Origin of the sequence: Bradyrhizobium nitroreducens (assembly GCF_002776695.1) — a bacterium.
Lineage (GTDB): Bacteria > Pseudomonadota > Alphaproteobacteria > Rhizobiales > Xanthobacteraceae > Bradyrhizobium > Bradyrhizobium nitroreducens.
Window position 1 is genome coordinate 3,200,731 of sequence record NZ_LFJC01000003.1, and the last position, 17,094, is coordinate 3,217,824.

The 17,094-nt window shown below is 63.9% G+C and carries 13 protein-coding genes; all 13 read left to right on the plus strand.

Translation table 11 applies throughout. From position 1 onward, the window contains the following. Positions 1-316 precede the first annotated feature (316 nt). Positions 317-973 (plus strand): O-methyltransferase, encoded by a 657-nt coding sequence (locus TSA1_RS15650; protein WP_100181144.1) that lies wholly within the window; start codon positions 317-319, stop codon positions 971-973. Positions 974-1,129: 156 nt separating this feature from the next. Then, on the plus strand, positions 1,130-2,338 hold the full coding sequence (locus TSA1_RS15655; RefSeq protein ID WP_100177148.1) for an isochorismate synthase: 1,209 nt from the start codon (positions 1,130-1,132) through the stop codon (positions 2,336-2,338). A gap of 8 nt (positions 2,339-2,346) precedes the next feature. Next, positions 2,347-3,975, plus strand: a complete 1,629-nt coding sequence (locus tag TSA1_RS15660) for a (2,3-dihydroxybenzoyl)adenylate synthase (RefSeq protein WP_100177149.1) — start codon at positions 2,347-2,349, stop codon at positions 3,973-3,975. A 1-nt stretch (position 3,976) separates the two neighbouring features. Further along, positions 3,977-4,627, plus strand: coding sequence for an isochorismatase family protein (locus TSA1_RS15665; RefSeq protein ID WP_100177150.1), 651 nt, complete (start codon positions 3,977-3,979; stop codon positions 4,625-4,627). Continuing rightward, positions 4,624-4,881: a phosphopantetheine-binding protein gene (locus TSA1_RS15670; protein WP_100177151.1), complete on the plus strand. Its 258-nt coding sequence runs from the start codon at positions 4,624-4,626 to the stop codon at positions 4,879-4,881. The genes TSA1_RS15665 and TSA1_RS15670 overlap by 4 nt, the downstream gene beginning before the upstream one ends. Continuing rightward, positions 4,878-8,840: a non-ribosomal peptide synthetase gene (locus TSA1_RS15675; RefSeq protein ID WP_100177152.1), complete on the plus strand. Its 3,963-nt coding sequence runs from the start codon at positions 4,878-4,880 to the stop codon at positions 8,838-8,840. Before TSA1_RS15670 ends, TSA1_RS15675 begins: the two co-directional genes overlap by 4 nt. After that, entirely contained in the window at positions 8,837-9,598 is a 762-nt protein-coding gene (locus TSA1_RS15680) for a 2,3-dihydro-2,3-dihydroxybenzoate dehydrogenase (RefSeq protein ID WP_100177153.1), read from the plus strand. The genes TSA1_RS15675 and TSA1_RS15680 overlap by 4 nt, the downstream gene beginning before the upstream one ends. Before the next feature lie 28 nt (positions 9,599-9,626). Next, positions 9,627-10,514: an alpha/beta hydrolase gene (locus TSA1_RS15685; RefSeq protein WP_245448283.1), complete on the plus strand. Its 888-nt coding sequence runs from the start codon at positions 9,627-9,629 to the stop codon at positions 10,512-10,514. A 398-nt stretch (positions 10,515-10,912) separates the two neighbouring features. Beyond that, positions 10,913-11,776 carry a helix-turn-helix transcriptional regulator gene (locus tag TSA1_RS15690; protein ID WP_100177155.1) on the plus strand — a complete coding sequence of 288 codons (864 nt, stop codon included), beginning with the start codon at positions 10,913-10,915 and terminating at the stop codon, positions 11,774-11,776. 372 nt (positions 11,777-12,148) lie between these two features. Beyond that, positions 12,149-14,317 carry a TonB-dependent siderophore receptor gene (locus tag TSA1_RS15695; RefSeq protein ID WP_245448285.1) on the plus strand — a complete coding sequence of 723 codons (2,169 nt, stop codon included), beginning with the start codon at positions 12,149-12,151 and terminating at the stop codon, positions 14,315-14,317. Continuing rightward, positions 14,311-15,180: an alpha/beta hydrolase gene (locus TSA1_RS15700; protein ID WP_161497233.1), complete on the plus strand. Its 870-nt coding sequence runs from the start codon at positions 14,311-14,313 to the stop codon at positions 15,178-15,180. Before TSA1_RS15695 ends, TSA1_RS15700 begins: the two co-directional genes overlap by 7 nt. 4 nt (positions 15,181-15,184) lie before the next feature. Continuing rightward, positions 15,185-16,297, plus strand: coding sequence for an ABC transporter substrate-binding protein (locus TSA1_RS15705; RefSeq protein ID WP_100177158.1), 1,113 nt, complete (start codon positions 15,185-15,187; stop codon positions 16,295-16,297). Continuing rightward, positions 16,294-17,094: FecCD family ABC transporter permease (locus tag TSA1_RS15710; protein WP_210421895.1), on the plus strand; the 801-nt coding region annotated here is incomplete at its 3' end. The genes TSA1_RS15705 and TSA1_RS15710, both read left to right, overlap by 4 nt.

Consider the following 17,094-nt stretch of genomic DNA (forward strand, 5'->3'; position numbering starts at 1 on the left):
GTCTCGCCCAGTAGCCTGCGTTGATGGCGGTGGCACATCGCCAGCAGTTTGTAGGTCTCCTAATCTTGATCGAAAGCGAGAGTCCGGCGAACGAAAGCCTGCCTCTAGGTCGCACGCGGGCACCGTGCCAGTAAGGAGTTCGGCGGCGCTTCTTGCCGCGCGCTGGAAGCGACTGTCAGTGCGACCAACCTGCTCAACAAAAAATATGTCTTCGCCTGCCCTCCGCCAACCAGCGCTCCTGAGGAAGCTCTCGAACGAGCGTGGTCACAGCCTCCTTGAGGTCGTGACGAGCACGCAAAGGACCCGAGGACCGGACATGAAGCACGTGACGGACATCGAGATACGACAATACGCGGTCGAATTCGGTACGCGTCAGACCGACGTGCAGCGGAAGTTGCGCGAAGAAACTCTGGCGCTGCCCGAAGGCAATATGGTGACATCGCCCCCTGCCGGCCAGTTGCTCGCTTTTTTGATGAAGACAATCGGTGCGAAGCGGGTGCTGGAGATCGGTACCTACACCGGCTACAGCGCGCTTGCCATGGCGCTCGCGCTGCCGCCGGACGGTCGACTTATTACGCTGGATGCCAGCGAGGAATGGACGGCGACCGCACGCTGTTACTGGCGGAAGGCGGGGGTGACAGACCGCATCGCACTTAAGCTCGGCGATGCCATCGTATCGCTCGAGCGCCTTCTTGGCGATGAAGGCGAGGGAGCTTTCGATTTCGTCTACATCGATGCCGATAAGGAAAATTACGACACCTATTACGAGTACAGCCTGCGTCTCATCCGGCCGGCCGGACTGATTTGCTTCGACAACGTGTTCTGGGGGCGATCGGTCGCCGATCCTCAAGACCACAGCGCGGAGACCGTGGCTATGCGCCGTCTCAATGTGAAGATCCGTGACGATGAGCGGGTAGACATGTCCATGTTGCCGCTTGGCGACGGGATGACCCTGGTTCGCCGCCGATCCTGAGCGGCGGGTGGATCTCGGTATCGAGGTGATGCGACGGACACTCAACAGCTTCGCGACCGCACCGCTTACAGGAACCTGCCGGACCGATTGACGGCCGCCGGGGCGGTGTCGGGAAGGCGACAGATATTCCATCCACAACGAACACCGGAGCGCAGCATGGCAACTCCACTTATCTGGATCGACGACGAGGCGCAGGCGGAGCCCGCGCTCACCCGTCCAATTCCCTTTGTCTTGAAGACGGCCGGCGAGACGATGCTCGCGCTCGGGCAGATTGCGACCTTGGGCGATGGTGCGCTTGCCGGCCTTGCGGAGCTCACGGCCGATTTCTTCGGCAAGCAAACGGAGGGGCCGGATGTTCTCGTTGGCGCGTTACCATTCGATCCAAAGCAGCCATCCTATCTTGTTCAGCCCGAACGCGTTCTGCGCGTCCAGGGGAAGCATGACATCGGTGCCATCCCCGGCCTCGGCGGTGGCGCATCATCGCACGCGGTCGCCTCGAGGGTCCTGTCGGTCGATCCGGACCCGTCTGCCGCCGAGTTTGCCAATGCCGTTGCTGTTGCTCTCGACCAGTTGAATGCGCCGAGCGCCACCTTGCGCAAGGTCGTCCTGTCACGCAGCCTGAAGGTGACGGCGAATCGCGATTTCTCCGCGGCCGACCTGATGCGCAAGCTTTCCGCGGACGAAAGTGTCACGGTCTTTGCAACCCCTTTGCCGGCACGTTCGCACCGGCTTCGCAGCCTGATCGGCGCGACGCCGGAACTCCTTCTCGAGAAGCGGGGCGGGCACGTCGTCTCTCATCCGCTCGCGGGTTCGGCCCGTCGCCATCGTGATACGGAGGAGGACCGCAAGGCGGGCGCCGGACTTCTCGCCTCCGACAAGGATCGCCGCGAGCATGCGATGGTGGTCGAGTCCATTCTGGATATTCTCGCACCGTATTGCATCGATCTTTCGACCCCCGAAGGCACCTGTTTGCGGGCAACGGCAAGCATGTGGCATCTCGGCACGCGTATCGTTGGCCAGCTCAGGGACGCTTCGTGGTCATCGGCCCATTTCGCCGGCCTCCTGCATCCGACGCCTGCGGTCTGCGGCCTGCCGCGCAATCTCGCAAACGAGCAGATCGTGAAACTCGAACCCTATGATCGCGAGTTCTACGCCGGCGCCGTCGGCTGGTGCGACTCGGCGGGTGACGGGCGCTGGCATGTATCCATCCGTTGCGCCGAACTCGAGGGCAGTCACGCGCGGCTCTATGCCGGCGCCGGCATCGTGCCGGGGTCTACGCCGGAGGGCGAGGTGTTAGAGACCTCCGCCAAGTTCCGCGCAATGCTGGATGCCTTTGGCATTGATAGCGGCAGGTTTGACGCGTGAGGCCCGCCATGGTGGAGCTGAAGCAGGTCTGGCCGGAGAAAGATGCTCGGCGCTACCGCGAGAAAGGCTATTGGCGCGGAGAAACCATGTTCGGCTTCCTCGCGCAGCGCGCCCGCGAAACCCCCGATCATATTGCCGTCGTTGGCGGCGGGCAGCGCTGGACCTATGCGGAGCTGCTTGAGCGGGCCAATGAAAACGCCGCCCGCTTCCTCGCGCTCGGGCTTCGTCCCGGCGAGCGGGTTGTGGTGCAATTGCCCAACATACCGGAATTCCTGTCCGTCGTTTTCGGACTTTTTCGTGCCAATCTCATCCCGGTCTTTGCGCTTCCCGCCCACCGCGTCACCGAGATCTCGCATTTCGTGGAGAAGGCGCAGGCGAGCGCCTACGTGATCGCGGTCGGGGATGGAGGCTTCGACTACCGCGCGCTCGCCCGCGAGGTGAGGGTGCGGGCCGGCGGCCTTGGGCATGTCGTGGTGATCGGCGAAGCCGAGGAATTTCGTGCGCTCGACGATATACCCCGCAGCGAGCAGACGCTTCCACCGCTTACTTCGCCGGCCGAAGTCGCTTTCCTGCAAATTTCAGGCGGCAGCACGGGCCTGCCGAAGCTCATTCCACGCACGCACGACGACTATATCTACAGCTTCCGTGCCAGCGCCGACATCTGCGGCCTGGGCAAGGACAGCGTCTTCATGGCGACCTTGCCGGTCGCCCATAATTTTCCGATGAGCTCGCCGGGCGTCTTCGGCGCTCTCTATGCCGGCAGCCGTATCGTCATGTGCCCGTCTCCCAGTGCGGAGACGGCCTTCGCCCTGATCGAACAGGAGCGCGTGACGATGACCGGCGTCGTCCCTCCGCTGGCGCTGTTATGGATGCAAGCGGCCGCGACGTCCAGATATGACATCTCGAGTCTCGAAGTCCTGCTCGTCGGCGGCGCGAAATTCATGCCCGAGGCGGCGTCCCGTGTCCGTGCCGCGCTCGGCTGCACCTTGCAGCAGGTGTTCGGCATGGCCGAGGGGCTCGTGAATTATACGCGGCTCGACGATCCCGACGACATCATCGTCAACACGCAGGGCAGGCCGATCAGTCCCGACGATGAGGTGCTGATCGTCGACGATCGCGGCAATCCGGTTGCCGATGGCGAGCCTGGTCTATTGCTCACACGCGGACCCTATACCATCCGGAGCTACCACAATGACGATGCCGCGAACGCGCGTGCCTTCACGCAGGATGGTTATTATCGCACGGGCGACATCGTTTTGCGCACCGGGGAAGGCTATCTCGTGGTGCAGGGACGAGCGGGGGACCATATCAACCGTGCCGGCGAGAAGGTTTCCGCCGAAGAGATCGAGGATCATCTTTTGGCCCATCCCGGTGTCTTCGACGCGGCGGTGGTTTCGATCCCCGATCCCTATCTCGGCGAACGAAGTTGCGCGTTCATCATACCGAAGGAGGCGAGGCCAGCAGTGGCGGCGCTCAAGTCCTTCATGCGTGGCCGTGGCCTCGCCGAGTTCAAGGTGCCCGACCAGATCATCTTCGTCGACGCCTTTCAGACGACGGCGGTCGGCAAGGTGAGCCGCAAGGTGCTGCGTCAGCAGCTTCGCGCGCAATTTCTCAAGACCGTGCCGACAGAGGCTTGATATGGGACTACCGAAAATAGCGAGTTACGAGCTTCCTTCGGTCGCACAGATTCCGCTCGCGCGCGCCAAATGGGCTTTCGATCCCGACCGGGCCGCGCTGCTGATCCATGACATGCAGAACTACTTCGTCGGCGCTTTCGAGCCGGATGTCTCGCCGATTACTCCGGCCATTTCCAACATCGTTCGCCTGAAGACCGCGGCGGTGACGGCGGGAATGCCGGTCGTCTATACGGCGCAGAACGGCAACCAGGATCGCCGCGACCGGGGACTCCAGGCCGATCTTTGGGGGCCTGGCATGTCCACCATGCCGGAACACCAGCCCATCATCGATCTGCTGCGCCCGGCGGCGGACGATATCGTTCTCGTCAAGCATCGCTACAGTGCGTTTCAGCAGAGCAATCTTGCTCATTTGATGCGGGTACGCGGCCGCGACCAGATCGTCATCAGCGGGATCTATGCGCATATCGGTTGCCTGATGACGGCGGGCGAGGCGTTCCAGCGAGACATCAAGCCGTTCTTCGCCGCTGATGCGATGGCCGACTTTTCGCGTGAGCAACACGATATGGCCTTGAGCTATGTCGCCGCGACTTGTGGAATTCCCTTGTCTGTCGAGACGCTCATCCGCGCGATGAGCGGGAGGGCGGATGCATGACGGAGCCGCTCAGCCTCGACCTCATGCGCGAAGACGTCGCCGCCATGATCCATATCGACTCCGCGGAGATCCGTGACGATGACAATCTGATGGACCTCGGACTTGACTCGATGCGTACCATGAACCTGTTGCTGATCTGGCAGGAACGGGGTGTGGATCTCGACTTCTCCCAGATCGCCACACGTCCGACGCTGGCCGGCTGGTGGCAGCTCGCCAAGCGGCGCATCAACGCGATCGCGGAGGCAAGATTATGACCGCACAGAGCGTGAGGGCCGCCCCTGACCGGCCGGTGCGCGAGCTTCCTTTGACGCAGGCGCAGTCCGGCATCTGGTTCGCACAGAGCATCGATCCGGCCAATCCCGTCTTCAACACCGGGCATTATGTCGAAATCGATGGAAAGCTCGACGTGGCGGTATTCGAGGCCGCGGTTCGACAGCTCGCGATGGAGGCCGATAGCCTGTCCGTTCGCATCACCGGCAAGGATGCGCAGATCGTTGAGGAGCGCAATCGACCGCTGCTCGAAGTGGAAGATTTGGCGCTTCGCGGCGATCCGAAGGGCGGTGCCCTGAGGGTCATGCAAGCGGACATGAACGGCCCTCTCGATCTGGCAAACGCACCGCTTGCGCGGCAGGTGCTCTTTCGCCTCGGCGCGGAGCGCTACATCTGGTATCAGCGCATGCATCATGTGGTGACGGACGGGTTTGCGACGGGTCTCGTCACGCAGCGCATCGCGGAGATCTACAACGCTACGGTCGCCGGCGGACCGAAAGGCGCAGAGCTGGCCGCGCTCGATGTCGCCGTTGACGAAGAGAGGGCGTATCGAGGATCGGAGCGGTCCGGGCGGGATGCGGGCTATTGGCACGAAGCCTTGCGCGATATGCCGGAGGTCGCGGGTCTGAAGGCGGGGCTGGCGCGCTCCGCATCATCCTATGACCATTTCGAAAGAATGCTTGCACCGGATATTTGCGACAGCCTGCTGTGCCTTGCTCGCACGACGCAATTGTCCTGGGCCGATCTTCTGACGGCGCTGGCCGGGGCCTATGTCGCCCGCCATGCCAGGCGCAATGAGATCACGATCGGCGTGCCGTTCATGGGACGTTTCGGCTCGCCGGCGGCCCGTGTCCCGACGATGCTGATGAACATACTGCCGCTGCGCCTCGAGGTCGATGAGGAGGAGGCGCTTGTCCATTGGCTGGCCAAGGCGGCCGGCCGAATGGCGCGAGATCGCCGCCACGGGCGTCATCGCGGCGAACAGATGCGTCGCGATCTTGGACTCCTTGGCGGCCAGCGGCGGCTCTACGGTCCTCTTGTCAACATTCTGCCCTTCGATGCACTCCCGAGGCTTGCTGGCCTGGAAACGAGACTTACCACTCTGGGAACCGGACCGGTTGACGACGTCACATTCACCTTTCGCGGCGACCCGGCGGCCCGGTGTCTCAGCCTTGAAGTCGATACCAATCCCCTTCTCTACGAGGCAGGCGAGACCGAGAGCCACGCCAGGCGCCTTGCGAATTTCGTCGGCGCGGCCGTCGAAGCGGCCCTAGCGGGCGGAGCGCTGCGCGAGGTTGCAACGGTCACGGATGAGGAGCATTGCTGGCTGCTCGAGCATCTGAACGATACCGCGCATCCGGTCACGGACAGGACGCTGTCGCAGTTGCTGGAAGACAGCTTCGTTTCCTTTGCGGACAGGCCGGCGCTACGCTTCGGTGGCCGATCTCTCACCTACGCCGAACTTGATTGGCGCACGGCAGCGTTGGCGGAGGCGCTTGTCGCGCGCGGCGCCGGACGGGATGCGATCGTGGCCGTGACGCTGCCGCGTTCGCTCGATCTCATCGTGGCGCTGATCGCGATCCTGCGGGCGGGTGCGGCCTATATGCCGCTCGATCTCGGTCATCCGCGGGAACGGCTGGACAGAATCCTGGCATCGTCGCGCCCGATTCTCGTCCTCGGCGCTGAGGACGGCGAGCCGCTCGGTACGATCGAGATGTTCTCGCCGCCGGCCTGGCCGACCAAGCCGCAAGGTCGCGCTCTTGGGCAGACAGCCGGCGAGAGTGCCGCCTATGTGATCTATACGTCTGGCTCCACTGGCGAGCCGAAGGGCGTCATTGTCGAGCATACGGCGATCGTCAACCGGCTCGAATGGATGCGGCAGCATTACGACTTCAGCTGTCACGATGTCATCCTGCAAAAGACCCCGATGACCTTCGACGTTTCCGTTTGGGAATTCTTCCTTGCCTTCCTTTCTGGCGGAGTCCTCGTGATTGCCCCGCCCGACGCGCACAAGGACCCGAGGGCGATAGCGCAGATCATCCGCGACGAGAGGATCACGACGATCCATTTCGTGCCCTCGATGTTGTCGGCCTTTCTGGCGGAACCGGGTTCGCGCGGTATCGCGATGAAGCGGGTCTTCTGCAGCGGCGAGGAGCTCACGGCCGATTTGCGTGATCGCTTTCATGAGCGGATGGCAGCGGAGCTCCACAATCTCTATGGTCCGACCGAAGCTGCGGTCGATGTCAGCTATTGGCCGGCTGCCGCGGGCGATTCCTCGCGCCCGGTCCCGATCGGTTACCCGGTCTGGAACACGCGTCTTTACGTGCTTGACGACCATCTGCGACCCGTGCCGGTCGGCGTCGAGGGGCATCTCTACCTTGCCGGAGTTCAACTGGCGCGCGGATATCTTGGCCAAAAGGAGCTGACTGCGAAACGCTTCGTCGCCGATCCCTTCCATGCCGGCGAGCGGATGTATTGTACCGGCGATCTCGCGCGGGTTCGCGCCGATGGTGCGATCCTCTATCTCGGACGCTCCGATCATCAGATCAAACTGCGCGGCCTGCGCATCGAGCTCGGCGAGATCGAAGCGGCAATCCTGTCTCATCCTGTCGTGACACAGGCGGTGGTTGACCTGCGGACGGATCTGGCGGGAGAAAAACGCATCGTTGCCTATGCGACCCTGGAAGGTGGCGAGGCGCGCAACGGAGCCGAGAATGACATTCTCGCCCACGCCAGGCGCTTTCTGCCGGACTACATGATGCCCTCGGCGGTCATCGTGCTCCACGCGCTGCCGGTGAGCACCAACGGTAAGCTCGATCGCAAGCAGCTGCCGGCGCCTGTTTTCGCCGGCGGTCGCGGTCACGCGCCTGCCACGGAAAATGAAAAGCTCGTTGCCATGCTGTTTGCGCGGGTCTTGCAGGCTGAGGGGCCGTTCCAGGTCGATGATGATTTCTTTGATCTCGGCGGGCATTCGCTCTTGGCGGTGGAGCTGATGCTGCACCTGCGCGAGACGACTGGTCATGAACCGGGCATCGGCGTCCTGTTCGAGCATTCCACCATAGGCAGGCTCGCCAAATATCTGGATCGGGGGGCAGCGAGCGAAGGCGCGGGACTGCAGCCGCTGGTCAAGCTGAACGCGGCTGAGCCGGGCAGGGCACCCGTCTTCATGCTCCATCCGGCCGGCGGCCTTTGCTGGTGCTACAATGGACTAGCCCGCGCGCTCGGTGCCGACAGGCCCGCCTGGGGTGTTCAGGCTCTGGCGCTGGATCCTGATGAGCAAGCGCCGGAAAGCCTTGATGATATGGCGCGCGACTATGCGCGCCGCATCGCATTCATCGCAGACCGGCAGATAATTCACCTCGTCGGCTGGTCGATCGGCGGTATCCTGGCGCACGCGATCGCGGTGCATTTGATCGAGAGGGGGCAGAAGGTCGGCATTGTTGCCATGCTGGACGCCTATCCCTGCGATTGCTGGCGCGATGAGCCAGATCCGGGGCCGGGTGCCGAATTGAAGGCACTGCTTGCGATCGGTGGGCACGATCCCGATGGACTGCCGGAACTGCCGCTGACGCGCGAGGCGGTCATGACTTTTCTTGCCGAAAGCGAAAGTCCGCTTGGTCGGCTGCCCGCGGCGGCGCTTGATGGCATGGTCCGGGTGGTGGCTCTCAACAATCGCCTGGTGCGCGGGCATCGCCATAGCCGCTACGATGGTCCGGTGTTGCATTTTCGAGCGGCCAAGGATTCGACCAAGGATCAGGCCAGCGACGGGACAGGCCTCCGGCCGGAAAGCTGGATGCCCTACATCGGATCACTCGATATCCGGGATGTCCCTCTCGTTCACGCACACATGACGGGCCCTGAAGCCGTGCTCCATGTCGCGCCGACGTTGAAGGCGGCGCTTCTGGAGCACGAGACGGGAAGAGCAAAGGGAGATCAGCCGTGAGCGAGTTCGACGGCAAGACGGTGTTTTTGACGGGCGCGGCCGGTGGAATCGGGCTTGCGGTGGTCAAGGCGTTGTTGCGGGAGGGCGCGACAGTCCTTGCCACCGATCATTCGACGTGCGCGCCGGTCGAGCTTGCCTGCGACAATCTCTTCGCTCGTTCGCTCGACGTGACCAATGGTGCCGACGTGGAACGCGTTGTCGGCGAGATGGATACGAAATGCGGCGGCATCGACTTCGGCGTCAATGTCGCTGGCGTGCTTTCCACGACTGCGGTCGTGGAAACGAGCGATGCAGAATGGGAACGAGTCTTTGCTGTCAACGTGGCCGGGGTGTTCCATGTTTCTCGGGCGCTTGCCCGCCATATGGTGCCCCGGCGCAAGGGCAGTATCGTCACGGTAAGCTCCAATGCCGCAGGCATTCCGCGCAAGAACATGGCAGCCTACGCCGCTTCGAAAGCGGCTGCGACCATGTTCACGCGCTGCCTCGGCCTGGAACTGGCCGAGTATGGCATTCGCTGCAATATCGTGGCTCCCGGCTCGACGCTGACGCCGATGCAGACGGGCATGTGGAGCGACGAGCGCGGCGGTGAGCGGGTGATTGAAGGCTCCCTCGAGAATTTCAAGACCGGCATTCCGCTTCGCAAGCTTGCGACCCCGGAGGATATCGCCAATTCGATCCTGTTCCTGCTATCGGAGAAGGCAGGGCACATCACGATGGCCGACATCTATGTCGACGGAGGCGCAACGCTGCATGCATGAGAAAGCCGTGAGAGGGACCCCGCGGAGCGTGCCAACCAGCAATGACCTGGCGGGCATCTCGGTCCCTGAATCGTTCGTCATGCCGGGTTGCTCAAGATTCACGTTGCGCTCGTCAGAAACAGGGCTCCCTTACGAGATCTTCGTCTACGTCCCGGAAATAGAGCCGCCCGTCGGCGGCTTTCCGATTATCTATGTGCTGGACGGCAATTCGGATTTCATCATCGTCGCTGAGACCGTGCGACGCGTCTCTCGGCGTCCAAAGGCGACCGGCATCGTTCCGGCGATTGTCGTCGGCATCGGCTATCCCAATACGAATGGATACAACACCAACCGCCGCCATCTGGACTTCACGCGCGGGCCCGCGGATGCGAGCGTATTTCCGGACAAGACCATAGATGCGTGCGGCGGCCAGGCCGCCTATATCCGTTTCTTTGGAAATCAGTTGTTGCCGCATGTCCAGTCGCGGCTCAACGTCGATCCGGACCGTCGCATTCTCCTGGGACACTCTCTTGCCGGTTATTTCGTGCTGGATCTGCTGTCGCAACGGCCGGACATGTTCAACGGGTATATCAGTTTCAGCCCCTCGGTCTGGTGGGACAGAACGGGCCTGTCGCGGGCGTTGGCGTCAGCGAACGCCATCACGCGGCCGATCCGCCTCTTTACGGCGGTCGGCCGCTGGGAGCAGGAACTCGCGCCATGGCAGGCGATGGAAAGCTTCGGCGACCAGTATCATAATATCCGCAAAGCTCGCCGCATGATCGACAATGCGCGCGAGATTTCGGGTGAAGTCCGTGCGGCGTTCGGCGCGCAGGCGGATGTGCGGTTTGAACTCGGCGAGAACGACGATCATGCGACCATCGTGACAGCAATGCTTTGTCATGCTCTCCGGTTTGCCGGGACCGCTTTTGCTCTTTGAAAGCGGAAATTTGCAAGGTCCGCAGCGATGCGCTTGAACGGCGCGGTCACCGCAACTGGCGCCCTCGGGGATATGCTGTCCGCACGGCGACAACGGAACGACATGTTCGCCGGTCCGCCGCACGCCGTTTTTGCCGCAGTAGACGCGGAATCGTCTCGGAATCGTCGCCCCACCCCGGTCAAGGATGCGGCGCCATGTGTCCATGGGGCACGATTGTTTCTGGACGTTGTGCTGCGCAATCATCATGAGCGAGTTTAGAAGTCATTTAATCTGAGTGCTGGATCGTAGCCCCCTGCCGAGCAGTGAGTCTAAGTTGTACCTGTGCCTCATCCTTGAGGATCGCCATCGCAGGCCTGAGATGCGGTGGTTTCGAGAACGGGAGAATTGCGACGGGACCGATGGCCACCGAAAGAGTGGATCTGAACGAGCGGCTGATAATGATGTCGGGCGGGTTCGTCCTGTCGGCTGGAATCAACCGCTTCGATCAGCCCAAGCGGGTCAATACGGCGCTGCCTGCGGGTATCAAGACCGTGGTGCTCTTGAGCGGCCGTTTGCAGATCAGCGTTGGCGGCGACCGCGGGCGCGAAGTGTGCGGGCCGACCGTATTGCTGATCCGCAGCTCTGCGGATGCCGAACGAGACCAGGTCTTCGCGGCCAACGCGCCGATCCGCTACCTGATCGTGCAGATGAACGAGAGCGTGCTCGGCACCGAGATGACGGATGCGCTCGACCGGTCGTTCGCCGCGATCGGAGGCGCAAGCCATCGCGGTGCGCAGCTCGCTTCCTGTCCTGCCAACCGCGCGCTGCAGGTGCTGGTGTCGCAGATCACGAACTGTCCGATCCGTGGGCCCGAGCGCGAACTCTATCTTTGCGGCAAGGCGATGCAGCTCGTGGCGCTCGCGCTCTCCTCCTGCACCACCCAGGCGGGCGATGCAGACAGCCGGTTCGCGGCGCGCGACGTCGAGCGCATCCGCAAGGCGCGCGATCTGCTGGTGGCTTCCATGCGCGAGCCGCCAAGCCTTGACGCGCTGGCGCGGCAGGTCGGCCTCAACGTGCGGAAGCTCTCGTCCGGCTTCCGCCAGGTCTATGGCGCGAGCGTGTTCGGCTTCCTCCAGGAATACCGGCTGGAGCAGGCCTACAAGCTGATCTCGACAGGTGAAATGAGCGTGTCGGGGGCGGCCTTCCACGTCGGTTATGGCGCCGCCCATTTCGCCACGATCTTCCGCAAGCGCTTCGGCGTCTCGCCGAGCAGCCTGCGCTGATGGCGGGACCACATCCTGTCCCAGTTTTTAAGTCTCCTAACCTTGAGCGAAAGCGAGAGTCCCGCGAACGAAAGTCCGCCCCTAGGTCCAGTTGTTCCATCGTGCAACACCGGATGCAGCGCAGCGCGGGGTGCCGCGGCGAATTCTTGGACTGGTTCTTGGACGATGGGGATGATGACAGTTTCTCGCGGAAAGTGGATGCTTTGTGCCCCGGCACTGGTTGTCGCGGGCCAGTTGCCTGGTGCCATCCATGTTGCTCATGCGCAATCGACGCATGGGGCAAGCCTTCCGCCGGTCGTGGTCGAGAGCCCTGCGCCGCGAGCTCCGCGCCGTCCGGTGCGCGCCACGTCCTCAGCGCCGCGCGCAGTTGCCATGAGCCAGCCGAGGCCGGCCGCGGCATCGGTTGCACCGAAGGAAACGGCTCGCGGGCCGGTACGGGGTATCGTCGCCCATCGCACCGGCACCGGCTCGAAGACCGACAGCTCGATCATGGAGACGCCGCAGTCGATCACGGTCGTGACCCGAGAGCAGATGACCACCCAGGGCGCCCGCTCGGTCGCCGAAGCCCTGCGCTACGAGCCCGGCGTCGTCGCGGAGACCCGCGTCGGTGACCGCTTCGACAACGTCTTCATCCGCGGTTTCGGCGGCTTCGGCGCCAACGCCAACTATCTGCACTTCTGGGATGGCCTGCGCCTTCCGCGCGGCGTGTCCTATGCGATGCCCTCGGTCGATCCGTATCTCCTGGAACGCGTCGAGATCCTGCGCGGGCCGGCCTCCGTGCTCTATGGACAGAACAATCTCGGCGGCATGGTCAATCTGATCAGCAAGATTCCGTCGGCGACGCCGCAGGGCGAGGTGTTCACCCGCTTCGGCGATCACAACCGCATCGAGGGCGGCTTCGACGTCAGCGGTCCCATCACCCAGGACGGGCAGTTGCTCTATCGGCTGATCGGGCTCGGCCGCAAGGCCGATACCGACGTCAATTACACCACCACCGAGCGCGAGTTCATCGCGCCGATGATCACGTGGCGGCCGACGGCCGATACCACCTTCACCGTGCGCGCGGTGCACGACCGCGATCCCTCGACCTACCAGCCGAACTGGCTGCCGGCGCTCGGCACGCTCCAGATCAACGCGAACGGGCAGATCCCGCGCAACTTCTTCGCCGGCCATCCGGACTACAACGGCTACAGCCGCACGCAGGACTCCATTGCCTACGAGTTCGAGCATCATTTCGACGAGACGTGGACGGTCCGCCAGAATTTCCGCTACATGAACCTGTCGAGCGACTTCAAGGCGCTTTCGGTGACCGGCTTCGGCGCGGGCTCGACTTGCGGGGCGGGCACCACGGCCAATGTGTGCATCGGCCGCTCGAGCACGCACTACATCGAGAATCTTCAGGCCGCGGCCATCGACAACCAGGCCGAGGCGAAGTTCGCCACCGGCTGGCTCCAGCACACCGTGCTGGCCGGCGTCGATTTCCAGAAGAGTTCGTCGGATGCCACCTTCGGCAACGGCACCACCACCTACGTCAACTATCTCAACCCGAACTACGGCACGATCGCCGCGCCGACTTTGACGACGCAGACGCTCCAGGAGCGCGAGCAGACGGGCGTCTATCTCCAGGATCAGATCAGGCTCGGCAAGCTCGCCGCCGTGATCGGCCTCCGCAACGATTGGGCCAATGCGACCTCGGACACGCGCGCGATCGCGACCGGCGTCTACACCAACCGCAGCCATCCCTCGGATTCGGCGACGACCTGGCGCACCGGCCTGACCTATCTGTTCGACAACGGCTTCGCGCCTTACGTCAGCTATGCGACCTCGTTCGAGCCGACCATCGGCACGGACTACACCGGCACGGCCTTCGTGCCGACGACCGGCCAGCAATATGAGGCCGGTGTCAAATATCAGCCCAACGGCTTCAACGGCTTCTTCATGCTGTCGCTCTACGACATCACGCAGAACAACGTGCTGACCCTGGATACAGCGCATCTCTACGCCGCCTATCCGGCTTGCACCCAGTCCGGGGTCAACTGCCAGATCCAGCAGGGCCAGGTGCGCTCCAAGGGCATCGAGTTCAGCGCCAAGCTGACGCCGATCCCCGGCCTCGACATCATCGCCGCCGCTGCCCACAACGACATCGAGATCACCAGGAGCACGCAGGTGGTCAGCGGCATCTCGGTCCAGGGCAAGGCGCCGGTCGGCGCGCCCGCCAACACGGCTTCGCTGTGGGCCGACTACACCATCCAGAGCGGCAAGATGGCGGGCTTCGGCTTCGGCGGCGGCGTCCGCTATGTCGGCGAATCCTTCGGCGACAACATCAACTCCATGGCGATGATCGTGCCGGCCTATATCCTCGCCGACGCCATGCTGCACTACGACCTCAACGGCCTGTCGCCGCAGTTGAAGGGCTGGAAGCTGGCGTTGAACGTCACCAACCTGTTCGACAAGACCTATGTGTCGGCCTGCGCCTCCGCGACCCAATGCTTCTACGGCAATGGCCGCTCGACCATGGGGACGATCCGATACCAGTGGTAGGGAACAACGACCAGCGCACGGCCGACGGCATGCTGCCCGGTGCTTCGGTGCACGACATGCGCTCGGCCGCGGGGCATGACTATCGGATCTTCGTCTGGCGGCCGGAGCCGCGCCCGCGCGGGCCGCTGCCGGTGCTCTATCTTCTGGACGGCAATGGCATGTTTCCGATTGCGACGGCGGCGCTGGCGCTCCAGTCGCGCCGCGCAGAGCGCACCGGCGTGACGCCGTCCGTCATCGTCGGCATCGGTTATCCGACCGTGCACTGGATCGATGCGAAGCGGCGCACCTACGACTACACGCCGCCGGTCGCAACCGATCGTCTGGCACGGCGGCCGGGCAACCGTGCATGGGACGAGACCGGGGGCGCGGACGCGTTCCTAGATTTCATCCAGCGCGAGCTGGCTCCGGCCATATCAGGCGAGTTCGCCATCGATCCCGACCGGACTGCGCTGTTCGGCCACTCCTTTGGCGGGTTGCTTGGGCTTTACGCGCTCTTGACCCGGCCGGCGCTGGTCCGTAGCTACGTCGCCGCCAGTCCGTCGATCTGGTTCGCGCCCGATGCGCTCACGGAGCGGCTGAAGACCTTTGCGGCACCTGGCCTGGCGCGTCGTCGTGTGCTCGTCACCGTCGGCAGCCTGGAGCAGGGCGGGATGTCGTCGGTTGACGCCGATGCCGACGATTATGGATCATGGCTAAGGCGCAACCGGATGGTCGATAATGCCCGCGAATTTGCCGCCGCCCTCACGCGAACCGCGGACGCATCGCTCGACGTCTCGTTCCGGATGTTTGGGGAGGAAAACCATGCCTCTGTCGTTCCATCCGCCATCAGCCTTGCGCTTCGATTCGCGCTGCCGCCGAAGTGACATCATGCGCCGTTTTGTGACCATCGCTCTTGCCGTACTCGCAACTGCGCACCTCGCATGCTCGCCGCAGCCGGCTGCGGCGGCGGTCGTCGTCACTGATATCACCGGACGGACGGTCACGCTTCCGCGTCCGGCAGAGCGCGTGCTGCTCGCGGAGGGCCGTCAGATCATCGCACTCTCGCTGCTCGATCCGAAGCCGGTCGATTTCATGGCGGCGTGGCTCGGCGATTTCCGCCGCAACGACAGCGAGAGCTACGCGCAATACCGCCAGAAATTCCCGGAGATCGACCAGGTCCCGGTGCTCGGAATCGGCAGCGACGGCACGTTCCCGGTCGAGCGCGCCATCGAGATCAAGCCCGACGTCGCCGTGCTTGGCGTCGGCTTTGCGCCCGGCGGGCGCGCCAACGACGTGGCGCGGCAGCTCGAGGCTGCCGGCATTCCGGTCGTGTTCACCGATTTCTTCGTCGCCCCCTTCGAGCACACCGTCGCGAGCGTCCGCATTCTCGGCCGAGTGATCGGGCGGGACGAGCGGGCCAATGAATTCGCCGCATTCTACGAACAGCACATGACGCGCATCGCGGAACATGTCGCGCGCACCGCCGGGCCTCGTCCGCGTGTGCTGCTGGAAACGCATGCAGGCGTCACTGACTGCTGCTACGCGCCGGGCGCGGGCAATATCGGTAGGTTCGTTGCGTTTGCCGGCGGCGACAGTATCTCGGCCTCGGTCACGCCCGGGCCGACTGCGCAGCTCAGCCTCGAATATGTCATTTCGACCAATCCAGACGTCTATATCGGTACGGGCGGTGCGCACCTGAGAGCATCGGGCGGGCTCGTCATCGGCCCCGGCTTCGACGCCGCAACCATTCGCGACCGGCTTGCCGCGGTGGTGGCGCGGCCGGGCTTCGCCGGCCTCAACGCCGTGCGCAACGGTCGCGTCTACGGCTTGTTCCACAACATCATCGCGACGCCGCTCAACGTCGTCGCGGCCGAAGCACTGGCGCGCTGGATCAACCCGCAAACTGCACCCGATCTTGATCCGGGCGCGACGATTGCGGAGCTCAATACCCGCTTCCTCGCCGTGCCGTTGCAAGGCGTGTACTGGATCGATCAGAAATGACTCCCGTTTCCCCGCAATTGAACCCGGGGCAGGGGGATGCATCGCCCGACCTGCTGGCGAAAACGGCTGTTGCGTTTCGCGCGCGGATGCGGCGCCGGATCACCTGGCTTGCGGTATTGGCGCTGGTTGCGCTTGTGTCTTTCGCTGCCGATCTGGGCACCGGCCCGTCGCGGCTCGGGCTTACCGGTGCGCTCGGTGGCATCTTCCGGCCGGACTCGCTCGCCGCGCCGCAGGCCGCGATCCTCTGGGAGGTGCGCCTGCCGCAGGCCGTCCTCGCCGTCCTGGTCGGGCTGGCGCTCGCGACCGCGGGCGCCGAGATGCAGACGATCCTGGACAATCCGCTCGCAAGTCCCTTCACCCTCGGCGTGTCGTCGTCGGCCTCATTCGGCGCGGCGCTCGCGATCGTGCTCGGTGTCGGCATTCCCGGGGTGCCGCAGGCCTGGCTGATCTCGGCCAACGCCCTCGTGTTCGCGACGATCGTCGTCGTAGTGCTGCAATTGGTGGTGCGCTGGCGCGGCTCGGGGACGGACATCCTCGTGCTCTGCGGCATCGCGCTGTTCTTCACCTTCAACGCGCTGGTCGCGCTGACGCAGTTTCTGGCGAGCCAGCAGGCGCTTCAGCAACTTGTGTTCTGGACCATGGGCAGCCTGTCGCGCGCGAGCTGGGACAAGGTGGGGGTGCTCGCCCTCGCGCTCCTCTTCACCTTGCCATTCGCCTGGCGCGCAGCCTGGCCGATGATGGCGCTGCGACTCGGCGAAGACCGTGCGCGCAGCCTTGGCATCAACATCACGCGGCTG

Bases quoted from the DNA above. Each gene is read 5' to 3' on its own strand.
- TSA1_RS15670 (WP_100177151.1), top strand. From the start codon at position 4,624: ATGACGGAGCCGCTCAGCCTCGACCTCATGCGCGAAGACGTCGCCGCC.
- TSA1_RS15705 (WP_100177158.1), top strand. From the start codon at position 15,185: ATGCGCCGTTTTGTGACCATCGCTCTTGCCGTACTCGCAACTGCGCAC.
- TSA1_RS15660 (WP_100177149.1), top strand. From the start codon at position 2,347: ATGGTGGAGCTGAAGCAGGTCTGGCCGGAGAAAGATGCTCGGCGCTAC.
- TSA1_RS15650 (WP_100181144.1), top strand. From the start codon at position 317: ATGAAGCACGTGACGGACATCGAGATACGACAATACGCGGTCGAATTC.
- TSA1_RS15665 (WP_100177150.1), top strand. From the start codon at position 3,977: ATGGGACTACCGAAAATAGCGAGTTACGAGCTTCCTTCGGTCGCACAG.
- TSA1_RS15655 (WP_100177148.1), top strand. From the start codon at position 1,130: ATGGCAACTCCACTTATCTGGATCGACGACGAGGCGCAGGCGGAGCCC.
- TSA1_RS15695 (WP_245448285.1), top strand. From the start codon at position 12,149: ATGAGCCAGCCGAGGCCGGCCGCGGCATCGGTTGCACCGAAGGAAACG.
- TSA1_RS15690 (WP_100177155.1), top strand. From the start codon at position 10,913: ATGGCCACCGAAAGAGTGGATCTGAACGAGCGGCTGATAATGATGTCG.
- TSA1_RS15675 (WP_100177152.1), top strand. From the start codon at position 4,878: ATGACCGCACAGAGCGTGAGGGCCGCCCCTGACCGGCCGGTGCGCGAG.